Annotated in this window: 14 protein-coding genes, 1 tRNA gene and 1 pseudogene; 6 read left to right on the top strand and 10 right to left on the bottom strand. The window is 65.5% G+C overall.

The window, feature by feature from the left end:
* From ACFQ4G_RS18840 to ACFQ4G_RS18820, 5 genes and pseudogenes are all read right to left on the bottom strand, one after another.
* A pseudogene (locus ACFQ4G_RS18840) lies at positions 1-145 on the bottom strand (PhnA-like protein); the annotation flags it as partial.
* A 98-nt stretch (positions 146-243) separates the two neighbouring features.
* Positions 244-720 (bottom strand): CsbD family protein, encoded by a 477-nt coding sequence (locus ACFQ4G_RS18835; protein WP_238207078.1) that lies wholly within the window; start codon positions 718-720, stop codon positions 244-246.
* A 311-nt stretch (positions 721-1,031) separates the two neighbouring features.
* On the bottom strand, positions 1,032-2,489 hold the full coding sequence (locus ACFQ4G_RS18830; RefSeq protein WP_238207080.1) for a helix-turn-helix transcriptional regulator: 1,458 nt from the start codon (positions 2,487-2,489) through the stop codon (positions 1,032-1,034).
* Between the two features lie 699 nt (positions 2,490-3,188).
* Positions 3,189-3,264, bottom strand: a tRNA-Lys gene (locus ACFQ4G_RS18825).
* A gap of 103 nt (positions 3,265-3,367) precedes the next feature.
* A complete protein-coding gene (locus ACFQ4G_RS18820; protein ID WP_238207082.1) occupies positions 3,368-4,942 on the bottom strand; it encodes a 2-isopropylmalate synthase in 1,575 nt (524 codons plus the stop codon).
* Positions 4,943-5,438: 496 nt separating this feature from the next.
* Here ACFQ4G_RS18820 and ACFQ4G_RS18815 point away from each other — a divergent pair, with 496 nt between their 5' ends.
* The 3 genes from ACFQ4G_RS18815 to ACFQ4G_RS18805 all read left to right on the top strand — a co-directional run bounded on the left by ACFQ4G_RS18815 (position 5,439) and on the right by ACFQ4G_RS18805 (position 8,102).
* A complete protein-coding gene (locus ACFQ4G_RS18815) occupies positions 5,439-5,924 on the top strand; it encodes an SRPBCC family protein (RefSeq protein ID WP_238207084.1) in 486 nt (161 codons plus the stop codon).
* 104 nt (positions 5,925-6,028) lie between these two features.
* On the top strand, positions 6,029-6,409 hold the full coding sequence (locus tag ACFQ4G_RS18810) for a hypothetical protein (protein ID WP_379040826.1): 381 nt from the start codon (positions 6,029-6,031) through the stop codon (positions 6,407-6,409).
* Positions 6,410-6,704: 295 nt separating this feature from the next.
* Positions 6,705-8,102, top strand: a complete 1,398-nt coding sequence (locus ACFQ4G_RS18805) for a hypothetical protein (RefSeq protein ID WP_238207088.1) — start codon at positions 6,705-6,707, stop codon at positions 8,100-8,102.
* Positions 8,103-8,232: 130 nt separating this feature from the next.
* On the opposite strand, the gene ACFQ4G_RS18800 is transcribed toward ACFQ4G_RS18805, so the two are convergent.
* A complete protein-coding gene (locus ACFQ4G_RS18800) occupies positions 8,233-10,851 on the bottom strand; it encodes a bifunctional acetate--CoA ligase family protein/GNAT family N-acetyltransferase (RefSeq protein WP_238207090.1) in 2,619 nt (872 codons plus the stop codon).
* 99 nt (positions 10,852-10,950) lie between these two features.
* On the opposite strand from ACFQ4G_RS18800, the gene ACFQ4G_RS18795 reads away from it, so the two are divergent.
* From ACFQ4G_RS18795 to ACFQ4G_RS18785, 3 genes are all read left to right on the top strand, one after another.
* Positions 10,951-11,613, top strand: coding sequence for a class II aldolase/adducin family protein (locus ACFQ4G_RS18795; protein WP_238207092.1), 663 nt, complete (start codon positions 10,951-10,953; stop codon positions 11,611-11,613).
* Positions 11,614-12,174: 561 nt separating this feature from the next.
* Positions 12,175-12,684 (top strand): MucR family transcriptional regulator, encoded by a 510-nt coding sequence (locus ACFQ4G_RS18790; RefSeq protein ID WP_238207095.1) that lies wholly within the window; start codon positions 12,175-12,177, stop codon positions 12,682-12,684.
* A gap of 544 nt (positions 12,685-13,228) precedes the next feature.
* The gene (locus ACFQ4G_RS18785) at positions 13,229-14,008 is read left to right on the top strand and encodes a restriction endonuclease (protein WP_238207097.1); all 780 of its coding nucleotides are present in this window, start codon (positions 13,229-13,231) and stop codon (positions 14,006-14,008) included.
* Between the two features lie 72 nt (positions 14,009-14,080).
* Here ACFQ4G_RS18785 and zwf read toward each other — a convergent pair whose 3' ends face one another.
* From zwf to ACFQ4G_RS18765, 4 genes are all read right to left on the bottom strand, one after another.
* The gene (zwf, locus tag ACFQ4G_RS18780; protein WP_238207099.1) at positions 14,081-15,604 is read right to left on the bottom strand and encodes a glucose-6-phosphate dehydrogenase; all 1,524 of its coding nucleotides are present in this window, start codon (positions 15,602-15,604) and stop codon (positions 14,081-14,083) included.
* An 86-nt stretch (positions 15,605-15,690) separates the two neighbouring features.
* Positions 15,691-17,172, bottom strand: coding sequence for an efflux transporter outer membrane subunit (locus ACFQ4G_RS18775; RefSeq protein ID WP_379040820.1), 1,482 nt, complete (start codon positions 17,170-17,172; stop codon positions 15,691-15,693).
* Positions 17,173-17,294: 122 nt separating this feature from the next.
* Positions 17,295-20,564, bottom strand: coding sequence for an efflux RND transporter permease subunit (locus ACFQ4G_RS18770; RefSeq protein ID WP_238207101.1), 3,270 nt, complete (start codon positions 20,562-20,564; stop codon positions 17,295-17,297).
* Positions 20,561-21,106, bottom strand: a complete 546-nt coding sequence (locus ACFQ4G_RS18765; RefSeq protein WP_238207239.1) for an endonuclease domain-containing protein — start codon at positions 21,104-21,106, stop codon at positions 20,561-20,563. Before ACFQ4G_RS18765 ends, ACFQ4G_RS18770 begins: the two co-directional genes overlap by 4 nt.
* Between the last annotated feature and the right edge of the window lie 17 nt (positions 21,107-21,123).

Here is a 21,123-nt window from a genome sequence, read left to right as displayed (position 1 = left end):
CGCCGACCATGTTGAGGATGACCTGGGTCACCAGCGCCGTCACGGCACCGGCGAAGATGGCACCCCACGAGACCTGGTTGAGAAGGACGGTGCGGGTATCGCTCGCGACGAGCGGCGAGGGCGGAATGCTGGAAGAGGTGGCCACGTGACAAAACTCCGGTGTCGTCGGCCGTCCGAACGATTCGGACGGCCGATAGGGGGAAGACGGTAAAGGGAGAAAAGACGGAAGGTCGAAGCCGCGCGTCAGTCGCGACGCTGCACGAGCAGGCCGATCCCAAAGCCGAGGAGGCCGGCGAGAAGCAACGACGTCACGGGGTATTCAGCAATCTGACGGGTGACCTCGCCGCCGCCCTGGCGCAGGTAACGGCCACCGTTCTGGTAGGCGTCCTCGGCATAGTCGCCGACCGCGTGGCCGGCGCTGCGGACGGAGCGCTCGGCCCGGTCGTAGTAGTCACCGGCAGCATCCTGAGCCTTGCGGGCGCGATCCTTGAGTTCGTCCGCGTCGGAGCCGGCGAGATGATCGACAGAGTCCCGAACCTTGTCGCCAACGTCACGGACGGCATCCTTCGCCTGCCCGTAGAGGTTCTCGGCGGCACCCTGAGCTTCGCGGGCGCGGCCCTCGACGGAATTGCGGTTCGAGCCGGTCAAGTCGCTTGCAGCACTTTGAACCTTGCCGCCCAATTCCTTGGCTGCGCCGGTGATCCGATCCGTGTCGACCATTGTTCTTCTCCTGTACTGAAAGAATGCTCTGATTACACTGCACGGCGTGACCAAGCGTCGTACCGGCTTGGTTCCTGGGTTCGTCCCAACCGTCAGTAATTCTCGAAGAGTCTGTTTGTGGATTTTGCGTTCTCGTCGCTGATCAGCTTTTTCGACCCGTTTTTATCGGATCTGCAGACATCGTCATGAGGATCGAGGCCGCTGATCCGATCGTCTGAGCCTCAGCTTCACCAAGGTTCATGTCTGCGCGCACCAGGTAGATCCTTTGGCGTACCGATCAATGATACAAATGTACTGGTAGGGTGGATTATTTAATTGGTCGCGGAGGCTGGAAATCCATTCTTTCGCCCCCATACGATCGCCTCGGAGCGCTTGTGGACATCGAGTTTCCGATAGAGCGCCGCTGCGTGGTTCCGGACCGTGTTGCGCGAGAGGCTCAGGCGCTTGGCGATGGAATCGTCGTCGAGCCCGGAACAGATGAGATCGAGAATCTGGCGTTCCCGTACGGTCATGTTGGGGGAAATCGAGTCCTGATGGTCCCCGCCGGGTTGGCGGAGATTGGCGAGCTTCTCGATCAGCCCGCGACTGAACCAGGACGTATCGGCCATCACTGTCTCGATGGCCCCGAACAGGTCACGTTCGCTGCGCTTACGCTCGGTGATGTCTTGCAGGACCAGAAGTGCGTAGATCTCGTCGCCGATCTCCACCCGCTCGGCGGAAACGAGGCAATCGAGATTCGTTCCGTCCTCGTGACGCAGGCAGATCTCGAGGCCGAGGACGTAGCCGGTACGCGCCACAGCACTCTCGAACTTCGTCCGGGCGGCATCGTGTACCCAGAGATCGAGATCGGCGGGCGAACGGCCGGTGACCTTGTCGGCTGCATAGCCGAAGATCCTCGAGAACGCCTCGTTCACCCCGGTGATGGTGAAGGTGTCGGCGCGCGCGAGCATGGTCGGCACGGGGGTCAGGCGGAAAGCCTTGGCGAAACGCTCCTCGCTCTGGCGCAGGGCGGTCTCGGCCTTCCGGCGCAATTCGAGATCCGCGAAGGTGAAGAGCATGCAGGGCTCGTCACCGAGCTCCATCGGCTGGCCAGCGACGATCACGTGGCGGGTTCCGCCTCCAGGAAGGTCGAGGCAGGCCTCCATCTGCGGGATGGTGCCTCCGCTGTTGAGGCGAGAGACCGCGAGCTCCCTGTTTCTGGCATTGGCGAGGACATCGATCTCATAGACGCTGCGACCGATGATGGCGTCCCGGGTATAGCCGGTCATCTCCAGGAACCCGAGATTCACCTTCACGTGGCGCAGGTCAGAGAGGCGGCAGATCACCGCCGGGGCGGGATTGGCGTTGAACGTGGCCTCGAAACGCTCTTCGGCCTCGAACTGGTCGGACACGTCCTTGAGGATGAGCGCGAGACAGCTCGGCTTTCCCTCCCGGTCGGTGGCGACGAGACTGCGCAGGGAATGGACGAAATCGACGTCGGGCCTGTCGGTGCGCGTCACCTCGACGACGACGTCTTGGAAGACCTCACCGGAGACGACACGCTCGATCGGATATTGGTTCGGGCTGCGGTTGTTGCGGTACCGCAGGGAGAAGCGCTCCCGATAGGCGTCGATGGTCTCGCCGAGTTCTTCAATGCTCTCCGCGCCATGCATGGCGAGGGCGGCCTCGTTGGCATAGGCGATCGTCTGATCGGGCTCGACCAGGATGACCCCTTCGCTGAGCCCGGCGATGATCTGCCGGAGTTCATGCCTGTCGACGCCGAGTGTCACTGTGGCTCCCACGCTCCGCTAATTCCCCGCAAGGTCCAGCTCGTAACAAGTGCGGGCGAAAGCGGTTCCAGCGTCGCAGACCGAATGTCTGGTATATCTGGATCATTGCCGTGAACGTGATGGCTCAGCGAGGAGCCCGTCTTACGTTTCGAAGAGCTTCCGCACGTTTCGGGGCGATCGTTCACAGGGTAACGACGTGCGGCCGATGCTTCGGTGAGACAGGACGAAGTCTACGTCTCCGCCGTCGTTCGCGGCGATCAGTGAGATCTCCCCGTCGTCTATTGATCAGAGACTATGGTGGTCCCGCGGTGCGGCCTTCCGACCCGCTCCCAGCATCCGATCAAACCGAAATGTCCCAGGCGGACGGCGCTGGCGGCCGGCATGGTCCCAAATTCGGGATGAGATCGGGAGTGAGACGTTTCTCGCCTCACACGGCCTGCGTTTCGCCGATCCCTCGCTCCTGGGCGGACCTCGTCGCCCGCCCCGATCGGCAACTAGGACGATGAGCGATACGATGCCATGAAGAAGAGCTTTGCCAACGCATGCCGCCGAACGAAAATCGCGGACCTACGATGATCTGGGAGCGATCACAGGACCAACCGATCCCGCGCCGGATCAGGGAGCGTCGAAATGCCGATAAGGCCCTGAAAACACAAAAGCTCCGGACATTCGTCCAGAGCTTTGGCTATCAGAGGAATTTGGTGGGTGCACAAGGGTTCGAACCTTGGACCCGCTGATTAAGAGTCAGCTGCTCTACCAACTGAGCTATGCACCCATCGCCTTACGGCGGTCGCTGCGGCCCACCAAGTCCGCTGCGACGAGGGGGCTGATAGCAAAGCCCCCGGAGGGTGTCCACCCCCGGGGCCTCATTTTCCCGGCTAAACCGCCGTGGCGTGCTGGGCGTGCAGACGCACCGCCGTGGCCGAGAGCTTGTTCAGGGCCGAGAGATAAGCGCGGGCCGAGGCCACCAAGGTGTCGGGATCGGCGCCTCGTGCCGTCACGCTGCGCTCGCCGGCCTTGAGACGGACGGAGACCTCGGCCTGGGCGTCCGTGCCCTCGGTCACGGCATCGACCTTGTAGAGTTCCAGTTGCGCCTCGTGCGGGACCAACGCCTGGATCGCGTTGAACACCGCGTCCACCGGGCCGTTGCCGTCGGCCTCCTCGGTGACGATGCGGTCGTCGATGGCGAGCTTCATCGTCGCCCGCTGGGGCCCGCGGGTGCCGGCGATGACCGAGAGCGAGACGAGGCGGATGCGGTCGTGGGCCGTGGCGAGGTTCTCGTCCACCAAAGCCTCGATGTCCTCGTCATAGACGTGCTTCTTGCGGTCGGCGAGCGCCTTGAACCGCTCGAACGCGTCCTGCATCTGATTGTCGGCCAAGTGCAGGCCGAGTTCCTCCAGCTTCGAGCGGAAGGCGGCCCGGCCCGAATGCTTTCCCATGACCAGAGAGGTCTTGGCGACGCCGACGGAGGCCGGGGTCATGATCTCGTAGGTCTCCGTGTGCTTGAGCATCCCGTCCTGGTGGATGCCGCTCTCGTGCGCGAAAGCGTTCCGGCCGACGATGGCCTTGTTGTACTGCACGGGAAAGTTCGTCGCGTGGGAGACGAGCTTCGAGGCGCGGGTGAGCATCGTCGTCTCGATGCCGGTTTCGTAGGGCATCACGTCGCCGCGGGTGCGGATCGCCATAACGATCTCTTCCAGAGCCGCGTTGCCAGCGCGCTCGCCAATGCCGTTCACGGTGCACTCGACCTGCCGGGCGCCACCTTCGACACCGGCCAGCGAGTTGGCGATGGCGAGGCCCAGATCATTGTGGCAATGCACCGAGAAGATCGCCTTGTCGGCATTCGGCACCCGCTCTCGGACCTGACGGAACATGCTGCGGTATTCGTCGGGCGTGGCGTAGCCCACCGTATCGGGCAGGTTGATCGTGGTGGCGCCGGCCCGGATCGCAGCCTCGACGCAGCGGCACAGGTAGTCGATCGGCGTGCGGGTGGCGTCCATGGCCGACCATTCCACGTCCTCCACGAGGTCGCGGGCCTGGGCCACGGTCTTCAGGATGATCTCGATCACCTCGTCCTGCGTCTTCCGCATCTGGTGGGCGAGATGGATCGGCGAGGTCGAGACGAAGGTATGGATGCGTCCGCGCCGGGCCAGGCGCACCGCTTCGCCCGCCCGCGCGATGTCGGCGGGGATGGCGCGGGCCAGCCCCGCGATGGTCGCGCGCTTCGAGCGGCGGGCGATCTCGGCTACGGCCTCGAAATCGCCGATCGAGGCGATAGGGAAGCCCGCCTCGATGATGTCGACGCCCATCGTGTCGAGCAGTTCGGCGACCGCCAGTTTCTCGTCGAGGGTCATGGTCGCGCCGGGGCACTGCTCGCCGTCGCGCAGGGTGGTGTCGAAGATGAGGACCCTGTCCTTCGGGGAGGCATTGGGCTGGGCGGTGATGTCGGTCATGGCGTGTCGTCCTGTCGGAGGCGCGGTCGCTGAGCGGACGCGCACCTCGATCCATCGATCGGCTCGACGAGGCCGTGGAGAGCCCCAGTCGCGAAACGATCCCCTGAGAGCCCAGGCGCAGGCGCCCGGACGGCCCTCAGGGGCGGATAAGGAGCAGAAGGCCGGCGAGGAGCGCCAAGGGACGCGCATGACCGCACGCTGCCGTGAAGGCGGCGTCGGCGGTTCCCTGCGTGGAGCCGGCGCTGGCCAAGGCTCGTCTCTCCCGAATGGCGTGACGGGCGCGCGAACGGCGCGCCCGAGCGGCTTCGTACCCCTCGACGCACGGCTTGACAAGGATCGCCCGGCACGGCGCCCTTCTTCCATCAAATCTCCGTGGACAGGGTTCCGGCCATTGTCGCGTGCCGGTTCGCGACTAGCTTGACATTCGTCCGTTCAAGGGCACGGCGCGGGTCTCGTACCGCATCGACATAACAATATCGGAAGGAAACACCTCTCCATGTCGCGCACTTTCACGCGTCGCTTCGTAATGCCCGGCCTGATTCTGCTTGCCGGCACCGCTCCCGGCTTTGCCATCGATCTCACCAAGACCATCGATATCGCTGCTCCGCCGGCGAAGGTCTGGTCGACGATCGGCGATTTCTGCGGCATCGGAAACTGGCACCCGGCCATCGCGAAATGCGAGCCCTCCACCAAGGGCGGCACGATGCTCCGCACCCTGAGCCTCAAAGGTGGCGGCTCCATCGTGGAGTCGCAGACGGTGCGCGACGACAAGGCGATGAGCTATACCTACGCCATCGTCGAGAGCCCGCTGCCGGTCTCCGACTATTCCTCCACCATCGCCGTGAGCCCGAAAGGGTCCGGATCGACGGTAACGTGGAAGGGCACCTTCAAGGCCAAGGGCGCGCCGGACACGGTGGCGACGGATGCCATCACTGGGATCTACGAATCCGGCCTCGCGGCGATCGCCGAAAAGGCGAAGTAGACGCCGATCGGCAGGCGAAGGCCGTCACTCGGCGCTGGATGCCGAGATTGACCCTTGCCTTGCGTGAAGGCAGAAATCCGGCGCAGCGGCCAAGCTGCGCCGGCATGGCGTGCCGGAACGTGAAGGAACATGCCGTGATCAGGACCGTCGTTTCACCGCAACGCGCCAGCCTGTCGCTGGTCGTCTGCCTTGCCCTCACGCTCGGCGCCTGCACCTTGTCGGGCCCTTCTCCGAAGGTCGCGGCAGTGGCGCCTGTCGCCGCTCCGGTTCTTGCACCCTTGCCGGACGGTTCCGGCTGCGGCCCCAGCATCGCCCGTACCCAGGCCGTGGTCGACAGTGACGTGGCGACCGGCAATCTCAACCAGCCGGTAGGGGCACGATTTTCCTCCGATCTCGCGCGAGCGGCCGAGGCCTGCCGCGCCGGCCGCGACCGCGAAGCGATCGGCCTGCTCGCCGCTGCCAAATCGCGCTACGGCTATCCGTAGGACCGTACAAGGCGGCCTGCCCAGGGTTCGGAGGAAGTAACGGAGTCGCGATCATCGCGCCGTCATTCCGGCCATGACGAACTGTCGATGTCCACGAATACGCTATCCGGACGATCGGGTGGCAGAGATCGAGTTCACCGGCGAGGGGTAGCGCGCTGCTCCGGGAACCTGCAGGTCGTCGAGGAGCGCCCCGAAAAGTCACACCTCCGACATCCCTGCTGCGCCGCCACAAAAGGGCCGGGAAATTCCCTAATGGTCGGCAGTGATGGAATTTCGGTGATAGGCCCCGCGACGCATGAGCTCAGCGCCCAACAATATCACGCGCCTGCCGACCGCGAAGGTCAATGCGCTTCAGCCCAAAGAAGCCGTTACCAACAAAGCCGTTGCCGACGAGACCCTGGCCCGGGAAGAGCGTTCGCGGACCAACGAACTGGCAGTGAACGACGACCGCGAACTGGTGCCGCGGCGCGACGATGATCAAAGGCGCGATCTCGCGCTCGATACCGGGGAAGACGATACCTTTTCTCTCGTGCCCCTGCCGCCCCCCGAGACCGGCTGGGGCATCACGCTGATCAGCTTCGCACTGGTGGTGATTCTGCCGTTGTGCCTGCTCGGCATGTATTTCCTCTTCTTGGCGACGCCGCAATACTTCGCGGAGTTCCGTTTCTCCGTGACCGAAGTGACACCATCGAGCGGGCCTCTCGGCGGCGGAACCAGTGGCGGAACCACCGCCGCCGCCGTCGCAAGCGCCATGGGCGGCCATGGTGGGGCCGTCACCGGCGGCACGGCGCAGAACTTCGTGGTGGTCGATTACCTGAAGAGCCGGCAGGTGATCGACGAGCTGTCCCAGACCGTCAATATCCGGGAGATCTACGGTCGGCCCGAGATTGACTGGCCGAACCGGTTCGACAAGAGCCGGTCCGCGGAGCACCTGCTGAAGTACTGGAACAAGATGATCTGGACCAATTTCGACCCGCTCACCGGGCTGGCGTCGGTCGAGATCAAGGCATTCCGCCCCGATGATGCGCTGAACATCGCCAACCAGCTCGTCACGCTGTCCGAGACCCTCGTCAACAAGATCGCCAAGCGTGCCGAGGAGGATGCCGTCAAGTTCGCCGAGCAGGAGGTGGTCCGTGCCAAGGCGAACCTCGACAAGACCCGCGCCGCCATGGCGGAATTCCGTGAGAAGGAGGGCGTGATCGACCCGATGCCCAGCGTCGTCTCGGGCAACACACAGCTCATCGGCACGTTGCGCGGATCAGTGTCCCAATTGGAAGCCGATTACGACACGATCCGCAGGCAGAACCTGAGCGAGACGGCACCGTCCGTCCTGGCACTCAAATCCCGCGTCCAGGCCGCCCGCGAGCAATTGGCCTCCGTCGAGCGCGAGGTCTCGGGCAGCCGTTCCGGACGCAACGTCCTCGCTGGCGTCGTGGCCCGATACGAGGCGCTCGACATGGACCGGCAATACGCGCAGGCGATCCTCCTGACATCGCTGCAATCCCTCGACCGCGCACGCGCGAGCGCAGCAGCGCAGCATCTCTATCTCACCCCTTACGTTCGACCGGCTCTGCCCGAGAGCGCCGGGGGGCCGCGCGTCTTCCTGTCTATGGTGCTGGGAGGGCTTCTCCTGACGGCGATCTGGTTCGTCGGTCTGCTCTCCGTCCGCTCGCTCCAGAACAGCCGGGCCTGAGCCAAAGCGGCCTCTGATCCGCTGCCATCACCCGGCCAGGGACGATTGAACTCGGCCTCGCGGAGGTGACGAACAGCGTTGCTCGCACGGACATTCGGTCCATGAGAGCAACGCCGTCGACCCCAACCGCTCATATCGCCGCAAGGTCCAGGCGCACCTTCATCACCGTCCCGTCGTCTGTGTCCGGATGGATCACGAATCCGAGGCTGCGGCACACGGCCAGCATAGGGCGGTTCTCGCGCAGAACCGTGCCCTCGATGCGCTGGAGACCCTCCGCCCTCGCCCAATCGATCATCAGTTGCATCAGCGCGAAGCCGAGACCGGTGCCCTTGCGGTCGCTGCGGATGAGGATGGCGTATTCGCCGCTCTCGTGGTTGGCATCGGCGTGCAGACGAACGGCACCGAGCATCACCCCCGTCTCCGCCTCGATGGCGACGAAGGCGATGGCGCGCGCATAGTCGAGCTGCGTCAGCCTCGCCAGGAACGCGTGGTTGAAGTCGCGCACCGGCATGAAGAAGCGCAGGCGCAGATCCTCGGCGCTGACCTGTTCGAAGAAGCTCTTGAACAGCCCCTCGTCCTCCGGCCTCACCGGACGAACGGTGATCTTCTCCCGCTTCAGGACGAGGTTGCGCTCCCATTCCACGGGATAGGGGCGGATGGCGAAGCGCGCGTTGCGGGTGCCGCCCCGCCGCTCCGGGGCGGGCTCGATCATCACGCGGGCATCGAGGGCCAGCACGCCGTTCGCGTCCGCGAGGAGCGGGTTGATGTCGAGTTCGCGCACTTCCGGCAGGTCGGCCGAGAGCTGGGCGAGCTTCACCAGCACGAGGCCGAGCGACCGCCGGTCCACCGCCGGCACGTCGCGATAGGCGGCGAGACGTCGTGCCACCCGGGTTCGGTCGATGAGCTCGCTGGCAAGCCGCAGGTCGAGGGGAGGCAGGCTGAGCGCCCGGTCGTCGATGACCTCCACGGCGACGCCGCCCCGGCCGAACACAACGACGGGGCCGAAGACGGGATCCTCGGCGAGGCCGGCGATGAGTTCGCGGCGCTTGCCCTTGCGCACCATGGGCTGGACCGCGAACCCCATGATCCGCGCATCCGGTCGCTGGCGCCGGGCGCGGGTGAGAATGTCGGTGGCGGCCGCGCGCACATCCGCCTCGCTGGTGAGATCGAGGCGCACACCGCCGACATCCGATTTGTGAACGATGTCCGGTGAGACCACCTTCAGAGCCACGGCGCCGCCCTTGGCGAGGATGGGCCACGCGGCGGCGGCGGCCGCGTCGCTGTCGGGGGCCAGCGTGAGCGGCACGCTGTCGATGCGGTAGGCGGCCAGCAGGCCCGCCACGGCGAGGGGATCGAGCCAGGTCTCTCCCGCTTCGAGGGCCGTCGCCACGATCGCGCGGGCGGCCTCCACGTCCGGCGAGAATTCCCGGGGCAGCGAATCCGGCGTGCGCATCAGGTCGTCCTGCGCCTCGCGGTAGCGGACGAGGTGCATGAAGCCTTCGACGGCGTCCGCATCGGTGGCGAAGCGCGGGATGCCGGCAGCGGCGAGCATCGCTCCGGCTTCCCCATCATCGCCGATCGTCACCGCGAAGACGGGCTTGCGCCGGCCCCCCTTGCGTCTGGCCGCGGTCACCGTATCGGCGATGGCCGCCGCGACGCCGGCGCTGTCGGAGCGTGCGGTGGGAACGTGGATCGCCAGGATGGCGTCGCTGCTGGAATCGGCGAGCAGAGGAGCGAGAGCGTCGGCATAGGCCTTCGCATCCGCCTCGACGCCGAGATCGGCGGGGTTACCGACCGCTCCGGCCGCAGCGAGCGTGCCGCCCCGGTCCGCGAGCCTGTCGGCGGCGAGGGCGCCGATTCCTTCGCCGTTGCCGAGGATGGCCAGGCGCTGACCGGGAAAGGGACGCTGCCGGCCGAGGGTCTCCACCGCCGAGAACATGGCATCGAGCCCGTCGACGCTCAGCAAGCCCGCCCGGCGGAACGCCGCTTCGTAGACCGCATCCGGCCTGGCGAGGGCACCGGTATGGGTGACGGTGTGGCGCAAGGGGGCAATGTGGCGCCCGGTGCGCAGGACGAGGACGGGCTTGGCGCGGGCCGCGGCACGAGCCGCCGACATGAACTTCCGGGCGTTGGGGATCACGCTCAACGAGAGCAGGATCGCCCTGGTATGGATGTCGGCGGCGAAATGGTCGAGGCAATCGGCGATGTCGATGTCGCAGGCGGTGCCCAGCGACAGGATGGCGGAAAAGCCGACATCGCGATGCGCGGCCCAGGCGACGATGCCGGCCGCCACCGTGCCCGATTGCGAGACGAGAGCGAGATCGCCGGCTTTCGGCACTCCTGCGAACAGACTCGCATCGAGTTGCGCGCGCGGCACCATCAATCCCATGCTGTTGGGACCGAGGAGGCGCATGCCCCATTGCCTGGCACGGTTGCGCACCGCCTCGCACAGGTCGTCCGGCATGTCGGGCGTGAGGATGACGGCCACGGCCGCGCCTCGCGAACCCGCCTTCTCCACCCAGCCTTCCACGGCCGGGGCCTCCGCCACGACCACGACGAGATCCGGCGCCTCGATCAGGTCGTCGAGGGTCGGAAGCTCCGTTTCCCCGACGAGATGGACGGGCCCGGCGAACCCGGCCTTCGTCAGGTTGCCGATCACGGCTCGGCCGAGGGCAGCGTTGTCGCGGCCAAGGCCGACGACAGCGATCGCCCGTGGCGCCAGCAACGCCTCGAAGCGATAGGTGCTCATGGATAGGCGTGACCTTCGTTCGGGCCGGCGCGAAGGAATGCGACACCGCGCCAAGTGGCAAGGTATAGGGCGCAGGTCATTCTCGACCGGGGGAAGCGCATGTCAGAGGCCACAGCTTACGAGATTTCCTGCGCGATCGTCGAGGCGATGCGATCGCTGATCACGCTGGGACTGAGCCAGGGCACCGCCGGCAACGTATCCGTACGCTTTCGTGACGGCTTCCTCATGACGCCGTCCGGCATCCCGGCCGACGAGTTGCGGCCCGAAGACATCGTTAGGATGACGATGGAAGGAACCCACGACCATGTTCTCGCTCCTTCCTCGGAATGGCGCTTCCATCGCGACATCCTGAGACGGAGGCCCGAACTGAGTGCCGTCGTCCACGCCCATCCGACCTATTGCACCGCCTTCGCCATGTGCGCGCGCGAAATCCCCGCCGTCCACTACATGATCGCCGCCGCCGGCGGTCCGACGATCCGCTGCGCGCCTTACTCACCCTATGGCACGGAAGAACTCTCGGTCGCAGCGGTCGCCGCCCTCGAAGACCGTCTCGGCTGCCTGCTGGCCAATCATGGGATGATCGCCACGGGCAGGACCCTCGCCAAGGCCCTCTGGCTGGCGGTGGAGATGGAGGCCCTGTGCCGCCAGTATGCGGTGGCTCTCCAGATCGGGCAGCCCGTCATTCTCTCCGATGCCGAGATCGCCCGAACCGTGAAGCGATTCGAAAGCTACGGACCGCGGAACCGGCCTAGCGAACCGTAGGATGGTCCGCCGAATGAGGGCGGCCCGGCACAGGAAGAATACGTAGCGGTTGTCGGCACGCGCCTTTCGAAACATCGGGGGAACCCATCCGAGACCGGAACTTCGCGAAAAGCTCGATGTGCTCCGACATCATTCCGGCGGACGGTGCGGCCGCCCCGGCTTGCTGGCGCGCAATTTTATCGGATCATATTCGATCGTGGAATAGATCACTCTGAGTTGCAGGATTGAACCAAAAAGGTTCGAGCATCGACGAAAAAGTCTCGGTTCAGTAAATGAGCTGCCTAATCCCCGATCATCAGCAATTTTTTTCAATACCGGGCTAGACGACAGATTCTGTATAATGTCTGCGCTATCAGGCGATCATTCGTATGTGGAAGCTGCCATCTCGGACGTAAAGCTTCCGAGCAATGGAATTCTACCGACCTTGTCTTTCTAACGCCTCTTGCGCTTTAATGTCGGCTATCTTACGTACGCTTTAGTGCGTTCCGCCTGACGCAAGACCTTGTCGCCCATTTCAAGAGGCGTTCCGGTCTGCTCGTCTAGGCTGTCTATTTTTGGGGGATGAGCGTGGAAATCGAAGACGACTTCGTGGCAAGTTACATTGAGCTTACGGCGGACATCGTTTCCGCGTTCGTGAGCAACAATTCCGTGCCGGTTTCCGATATTCCGGCGCTCATCGCGTCGGTTCACGCGACCCTGGGAACTCTTGCGACATCCCGGACTCAAGAGAAGATCGAGCCTCCGACGCCAGCCGTCTCAGTCAAGCGCTCGATTACACCGGACTTCGTTATCTGTCTGGAGGATGGAAAGAAGTTCAAATCGCTAAAGCGTCACTTGCGGACGCGGTATTCGATGACACCCGAAGAATACCGGACCAAGTGGAACCTCCCAAGCGACTATCCGATGGTTGCGCCCAACTACGCAGCGGCTCGGTCGGAACTGGCGAAGAACATGGGCTTGGGGCAGCAGCGCAGGAAGACCCGCGCCAAGGCTGCCGTTGTCGAAGCGCCTGCGACCCCTGCACCGCGTGGTCGCAGACCTCGTGCGGCTGCTGCGGCCACCCAATCGTAGAGGCAACGGCTTGGCAGGCCGGAACGGCCTGCCTCGACATGATCGAAGACTCTGCGCGGGACGGTCAGGTCGATACCGCCTGTTTGAATGGCCTACGGAACGCCTGAGAGGCGTCACCCATACGGGCCGAGAAATGATCCACAGGATAGTTCTTGTGGTAGCGAGCTTAGCTTACCACGGATTTGGCACGATCGACCGGTCTTAACCTGGCTGCTTTCGCGTCGCTTTCCTTTTCAAGTCAAATTCTTATCTGAAATTTATTTGATGTCATTTTATTTGGCGCAAAATTATCATATCTCTTATACGCCTTTATGGCACTTTATATTATGAATTCATAATTTTATTCGTATTTTCGCGAAGATTATCTCCAAGATCAAGCATTATTATATGAATTTTATTGTAATCCCAATCGGCGATCCCGATGAGGCCTTCCGAGCACGGCTTAGACGTTAGGCCTGCCGCAAGACCCTCCATGCATCGTGGAACGATGGAGGAGGCCGTCGCGACATCCGCAGCGAACCTCCCGCCGGTGAGGAGGTTCCGCATGTCCGGTCGTTCGAGCCTCGTCGCGCGTCTGTTCTGGACGACCATCATCGGCGGTGCCCTCGCCTTCGGGTTCGGCCTGCCCGCCTTGGCGGCGACCGGTCTCGTACTCCTCTATATCGTCCTGCATAGGCTCGACCGGCCTCGCCGCTTCAGGAGAGCCGCGCGCCGTCTCGCAAGGGTCCATGCCGAGACGCTTGCGTTGCGTCGCCACCAGGAATGTTTCGAGGACGCCTACGGCAACTGGATCGATGACGGCTGGTTGCGCGAGCGGGATTACTTCGCCGAGCGGACGATACTGCCTCATCTCGATGCCAGGGGCTTTGCCGATCTCGCCGATACCCGTTGGGCCGTCGTTCTCGACATCATCGACGACGTCGCCCTATCGGTGGATCTACCGGACGATGCCGAGGTTCCGGATGACGGCATCGCCTACGAACGGTTCTGTGCCGAGGCCCTGCGCGAAGCGGGCTGGTCGGCGCGTCCGACCAAGGCCAGCGGCGATCAGGGGGCCGACGTCGTCGCCGAACGAGCGGGCATCCGTCTGGTCCTGCAGTGCAAGCGCTATACGAAGCCGGTCGGCAATGCCGCCGTACAGGAGGCGGCGGCGGCGGCGCGCTACTGGCAGGCGGACATGGCCGCCGTCGTCTCCAATGCGGGATTCACTCCCGCCGCCCGCAAGTTGTCGGGCGCCACCGGCGTCCTCCTTCTCCATCACGATGCCCTGCGCAGCCTCTCGCCCGGCCGCAAGGCCAGACGGGTCAACGCCGCGCCGGCGTGATGGCGGAAACACCAGAGCGCCGCGACCGACGGACATCACCTGCGCCGGCCGCGAGAAAAGCCGAGTTCGGTCTCAGCCTTCCTTCAGGGGAAGCCAGGCACGCCCATCGCGGGCGAGCAGCGCATCGGCTCCGGCCGGGCCGTCACTGCCCGCCGCATAGGCCTCCACCGGGGCATCGGCCCAAGCCTGGATCAGCGGATCGACGGCAGCCCAACCGGCCTCGATGGCGTCGGCCCGCTGGAACAGCGTCGGGTCGCCGACCATGCAATCGTAGAACAAGGTCTCGTAGCCGACGCTCGGCGTCTCGGCGAAGAAATCTCCGAAGCGGAAGGACGACGTGACCGCACCGAGATGCATTTCCGGTCCCGGCCGCTTGGCGTTCCACTGGGTGCTCAGCCCCTGTTCCGGATCGATATGCAGACGCATTATGTTGGGCGCCAGATCGGTTCCGGCGAACAGGCCGTGGCTCGGCGGCTTGAAATGGACGGCGATCTCGGTGAGCCGCCCCGCCATGCGCTTTCCGGTACGCAGGTAGAACGGCACGCCGGACCAGCGCGGATTCTCGACCGAGAGCTTGAGAGCGACGTAGGTCTCTGTACAGGATAGCTGCGAGACGTTGTCCTCCTCGCGATATCCCAGCACGGACCTGCCCTGCTCCTCGCCGGCCGCGTACTGACCGCGTACCGCATGGTCCGGTGCCACCGGCCGAACGGCCTCCTCCACTCGTGCCTTCTCGTTGCGGATATCCTCGGCGTCGAAGCTGCCAGGCGGCTCCATCGCCACCATCGAGAGGAGTTGGAACAGATGGTTCGGCACCATGTCGCGCAAGGCACCCGTCGGCTCGTAGAAGGCACCACGTTCTTCCACGCCGATCGTCTCGGCGGCGGTGATCTGGACGTGATCGATGTGGTGGGCGTTCCAGATCGGCTCCAGCATGCCATTGGCGAAGCGGAGAGCCATGATGCTCTGCACCGTCTCCTTGCCGAGGAAGTGGTCGATGCGGAACACTTGGCTCTCGTCCGCCTGTTTCAGGATACGAGCGTTGAGGGCCTGGGCCGAGGCGAGGTCGGTGCCGAACGGCTTCTCGATCACCACGCGGCGGAAGGCACCCTCATCTTCCTTCAACAGGCCGGCGGTACCGAGATGGTCGACGACCGGGCCGAAGAAGCGGGCGGACACGGCGAGATAGAAGATCACGCTGCCGCTGATCGCGTGTCCGAGTCGCTGATAGGTGTCGGCAGCCTCGAAATCGCCCTTGGTGAAGTTCAGCCGCTCCCGGATGAAGCCCCAATGGTCGGGATCGATGGAATCCGGATGGAATTCGGAGGTCCGATCCTGCGTGAAGGATTGCATGGTCTGCGAGAGGTCGTCGCGCCATTGCTCGGTCGTGCGATCATTGTGGTCGATGCCGAGGATCTTCAGCCCATCCGGAAGCAAGCCGTCCGAGGCGAGATTGTAGAGAGCCGGCATCAGCAGGCGCTTCGTCAGGTCGCCGGCGGCTCCGAAGATGACGAGGGTGCAGGCCGGAGCCTTCCTGATCTCGTCGTTGGCGCGGGGCTGCTTGCCGCCGCTCGCTGCGGCATCGGTATGGATCATGGGACGGGACGCTCCGGACGTCGACGGCGACGCCGGTCAAACCGCCGATGCGCCGCGCCGTTCCGAAGCATGGTGCAAAGCAGCGATCACTCGTCCGTGCGGACGGCCTGACCTCGATCGATCGGCAGGCGGTCGCCCTTCAATTCGTCGGGAGTCGGCAGGCTGCGTGCGTCCCAGCCGCCGCCCAAGGCGCGGATGAGGGACACAGCCGTGGTGAAGCGGTTGAGCCGTACCTGCAGCGAGGTCACCTCGTTGTTCAGTTCCAGCGCCTGGGCGGTGATGACCGTGGTGAAGTTCTGCGTGCCGGCGCGATATTCGTTGAGGGTGATCTCCACGGCGCGGCGGGCCGAGGCCACCGCCTCCTCCTGCGCCACCTGCTGGCGGGCGAGGATGCGCACGCCGGCGAGGCCGTTCTCCACCTCGGCGAAGGCCGTCAGCACGGTCTGGCGATAGGTCGCCACCGTGGCGTCGTAGGCGGCCCTGACGATCTGCACCGCGGCCGTGCGGGCGCCACCGTCGAACAGGGTCTCGCTGCCCGCGGCGGCCACCGACCAGACCTGGTTCGCCGCCGAGAACACGCCGTTGCTGGTCAGCCCTGAGACGCCGCCGGAGCCCGAGAGGACCAGGGTGGGATAGAAGGCCGCTACCGCGACGCCGATCTGCTCGCTCTGAGCTTGGACGCTACGCTCCGCCTGCGCGATGTCGGGCCGCCGCTCAAGCAGAGCCGAGGGGATGCCGACGGGGACCGCGGGCGGCGTCCTCGGCAGGCTTCCCGCCGGCAGCGACAGCTCGGACGGGGGGCGTCCGATCAGCGTCGCGATGGCGTGTTCGAACGTCGCCCGCTGCAAGCCGACCGCGATGGCGGAGGCCTGCGTCGACTGGACCTGCGTCTGCGCCGTGATCACGTCGGACCGGGCCGCCACGCCGGCATTGTACTGGTTCTCGGTGATGGCGAGGCTTTTCCTGTAGGCCTCCACCGTCTCGTTCAGCAGACGCTGGAGCGAATCCTGGTAGCGCAGGCTGAAGTAGTTCGCGGCGATCTCGGACTGGATCGCGAGGCGGACGGCGGCGAGATCCGCCGCACTCGCCTGCGCGCTGGCGACCTCGCTCTCGATGTTGCGCCGGATACGGCCGAACAGGTCGAGCTCCCAGGAGGCCTGGGCCTGGAGCGACACCGACGTCCGCTCGGTCCCGAGCGTCCGCGAGCGCGTGATCGTCGGCGCGCCGATCACGGTCGGGTAGAGTGCCGAGCGCGCCTGGGCGACGAGGCCACGCGCCTGATCGTAGGACGCCACCGAGACGCGCAGGGTCTGGTTGTCCACGTCGACGAGGCGGATCAGCCGGTCGAGGGCGGGATCGCGGAACACGCGCCACCAATCGCCGCGCTCGGCCCCGTCATTGGGCTGGGCCGCCCGCCAGCCCTTCCGGGTGGCGACATAGGCCGCGCCGTCCTCGCGCATTCCGCCCTGCTTGAACGCAAGAGGAGTTTCCACGGAGGGGCGGGAATAGTCGGGTCCGACCATGCAGCCGGAGAGGGTTGTTGCGAGGGCGAGGATGGTAACGAGCAAGCGCGACGGGCTCCCTCTCCTGGAAGGAGAGGGACCTGCGCCGTCATCTGAGAGCGGCGCACTCCCGCTCGAAAGGGAAGCGACGAGCCCGCTCATGCGACTGTCCGTCAAACCGCCCACGCTCATTCGGCCGCGCCCGGAACTACGCCCAAGGCCGGGCGGCGCCGGCGGAGGCGGTCGAGATAGAGATAGACGACGGGCGTTGTGTAGAGGGTCAGGAGCTGGCTCACGATCAGGCCGCCGGCGATGGCGATGCCGAGCGGGCGGCGCAGCTCCGATCCTTCGCCGCCAGCGAGGATGAGAGGCGCGGCGCCGAGCAGGGCCGCCAGCGTTGTCATCATGATCGGCCGGAAGCGCAAGAGGCAGGCCTCGAAGATCGCGTCCTTCGGCGAGGCCCCACGCGTACGCTCGGCGTCCAGCGCCACGTCGATCATCATGATCGCGTTCTTCTTGACGATGCCGATGAGCAGGAACACCGCGATCAGCGCGATGATGGTGAATTCCGTGCCGGAGACGAGGAGCGCCAGCAGCGCGCCGATGCCGGCCGAGGGCAGGGTCGAGAGGATCGTCACCGGGTGGACGAAGCTCTCGTAGAGGATTCCGAGGATGGTGTAGACGGCCAGCAGAGCCGCCAGGATCAGCAGCGGCTGGCGCGAGGACGAGGCCTGGAAAGTCTTGGCGGCGCCCGCGAATTCGCCGTGGATCGTGGCCGGCAGGCGCAATTGCGCCTCGGCTTCCTCGATGGCGGTCGTGGCGTCAGACAGGCTCTTGCCCGGCGCCAGGTTGAACGAGATCGTGGTGGCCACGAACAGGCCCTGATGGCTGACCTGCACCGGCGCGTTTCCGGTCTCGATCCGCGCGAAAGCCGAGAGCGGGATCATCGTCTCCTTGGCGCTCGAAACGGGCGCGCTCGACGACGCCCCCGCGCCGCCGGCAATGGCGTTGGAGGCGGCATTGCGGGCCGAATCCGTGGCGATGGTGGCCGCCGTTCCCGTCGTCGTCGCGCCGGCCACCGTCCCGGCCACCGCGTTGGTGACCGCCGAGCCGCGCGCCTTTCCGCCGGAGGTCGAGACGAAGACGGTCTTCAGGGTCTCGGGGCTCTGCAGATAGCGCGGCGCGATCTCCATCACGACGTGGTACTGGTTGAGCGGATTGTAGATCGTCGAGACCTGTCGCTGGCCGAAGGCGTCGTAGAGGGTGTTGTCGATCTTGTCCGGCGTGATGCCGTAGCGGTAGGCCGTGGCCCGATCGATGACGAGGCGGCTCTCCAGCCCGCCCTCCTGCTGGTCGGAGGTCACGTCGGCGAAGACCGGGTTCTTCTGCAGCGCCTCCACGAGCCTGGGCGCGGCGGCATAGAGCTCGTCGGCCGTGTCGCCCTGCAGGGTGTACTGGTATTGCGCGAAGCTCTGGCGCCCGCCCATGCGCAGGTCCTGGCGCGGGAACAGGTATAGCCGGGCCCCCGCCACCTGCGCGAGCTTCGGGCGCAGGCGGGTCATCACCTCGGTGATCGACGCCCGCTCGCCCCGCGGCTTCAGGCCGACGAAGACGTTGGCCGAGTTGGTGGCACGGCCTCCCGTGAAGCCGACCACGCTGTCCACCGCCGGGTCGGCCTGGACGATGGCGGTGGCCTGTTCCAGCTTCTGCTTCATCGCCTGGAACGAGATGCGCTGGTCGGCCTGGATGCCGCCCATCATCTGCCCGGTATCCTGCTCGGGGAAGAACCCCTTGGGGACGATGATATAAAGGTAGACGTTGAGCCCGATCGTCGCGAACAGGGTGGCGAGGACGAGGCGACGATGGTTCAGGGCCACGCGCAGAGTGCGCTCGTAGGCGCGCAGCGTCCCGTCGAACGCGCCTTCCAGGGCCCGGATGAGGAGATTGGGACGCGTCTCGCCGGGAGGTCCATGCCCGCTCTCGCGCTTGAGCAGGAGGGCGCACATCATCGGGGTGGTGGTGAGCGAGAGCACGAGCGAGATCAGGATCGCCAGCGACAGGGTCACGGCGAATTCCTCGAAGAGGCGCCCGACCAGGCCGCCCATCAGCAGGATCGGCAGGAACACCGCGATCAGCGACAGGCTCATGGAGATGACGGTGAAGCCGACCTCCTTCGCCCCGATGAGCGCCGCTTCCAGCCTCGGCTTGCCGAGCTCGATATGGCGCTGGATGTTCTCGAGGACGACGATGGCGTCGTCGACCACGAAGCCGGTGGCGATGATGAGGGCCATCAGCGACAGGATGTCGAGACTGTAGTCGAGGAGATACATTGCCGAGAAGGTGCCGATGATCGAGATCGGCACGGCCACCGCCGGTATCAGGGTCGCCCGTCCGGAGCGCAGGAAGGCGAACACCACCACGATGACGAGGACGACCGCGATGACCAGCGTTTCCTCGGTCTCGGCGAGGGAGGCGCGGATGGTGGCGCTGCGGTCGCCGGTCACGGTGAGGTCGATATCGCCCGGCAGCGCCGCCTGGACCTGCGGCAGCGCCGCCTTCAGCGCCTTGATCGTATCGACCACGTTGGAGCCGGGCTGCTTGTAGATGAACAGGATCACGCCCGGCTTGCCGTTGACGAGGCCGAGGTTGCGCTTGTCCTCGACCGAATCCTCCACCTTGCCGACATCGGTGAGGCGCACCCCCGCCCCGTTGCGATAGGCCACGATGATGTCGCGGTAATCCGCCGCCACCCGACCCTGGTCGTTGGCGTAGAGCTGGTAGTGGCGGGTATCGGTCTCGATCGCCCCTTTCGGCGAGTTGGCATTGGCCGAGGCGAGGGCCGCCCGCACGCCTTCGAGCCCGATCCCGTAATTGTAGAGAGCGGTGGGATCGAGCTCGACCCGGACCGCGGGGAGAGACGAGCCGCCGATATCGACGTTCCCGACTCCGGGCAGCTGGGACATCTTCTGCTGCACCACCGTGGCGGCGGAATCGTAGAGCTGGCCCGGCGACAGAGTGTTCGAGGTCAGGCCGAGGATCAGGATCGGCGCGTCGGCCGGGTTAAACTTGCGATAAGTCGGGTTGGAGCGCAGCGCCGTCGGCAGGTCGGCTCGCGCCGCGTTGATGGCCGCCTGGACGTCGCGGGCGGCTCCGTCGATGTCGCGGTTGAGGCCGAAGAGCAGGATGATCCGCACCGTGCCGACGGAACTGGTGGAGGTCATCTCTCCGACATCGGCGATGATGCCGAGGCGCCGTTCCAGCGGCGCCGCCACCGTCGTCGCCATGGTCTCCGGCGAGGCTCCGGCCATCTGCGCCTGAACCAGGATGACGGGAAAGTCGACCTGAGGCAGCGGCGCCACCGGCAGCTTGAAGAACGCGAAGATACCCGCCAGCAGCACCCCGATGGTGAGCAGCGTCGTGGCGACCGGACGGCGGATGAACGGCTCGGAGACGTTCATGGGCGGGGGGCCGGGCGTGTGCGCCTGCCCCCTCCCCCCTCTGCGGGGGAGGGTAGCGCGGCGGTCAGGCCGGGTCGGGAGAGGAGAGCGACGAGGCCAGACGAGGCGCGAGCCAGCCGCGCCTCGACGGTCGCGCCGACCGTGCGGAGGACCGAAGCGAGATCGCTCAGTACACGATCATTCGGGAAGGGCAGAACCTCGAAGCCCTGCTCACGCAACCAGGCATCGCGATCACGGCGCGCGGTCGCGTCATGGGGGGCTTTGTCGAGTTCGACGATCACACGAGCGGAAGCACAGAGGAATTCGGCGATGTAGGGAGGCAGGGGAACCTGGCGTCTGAACCTGAGCCCACGTAAGCGGCTACCACGCACGTGCCGCCAGAACGCATCCTCGGCGAGAGTACGGAGCCGACGTTGCTCGCAGGCGAACGCGCGCAGATGTGGAGTGAGTCTGACAAGGGTCCGCCCATCGTCGCTCTTCGCGTCCGATCCGGAAACCGGGCTCCCCTCTCCCGACCCCCTCCGGGGGCCACCCTCCCCCACAGAGTGGGGGGGGAAGG

The organism is Methylobacterium marchantiae, assembly GCF_042679825.1.
GTDB classification, from domain to species: domain Bacteria; phylum Pseudomonadota; class Alphaproteobacteria; order Rhizobiales; family Beijerinckiaceae; genus Methylobacterium; species Methylobacterium marchantiae.
Note: the sequence above shows the minus strand (reverse complement) of the source record. Positions and strands in the feature narration are given on the sequence as shown.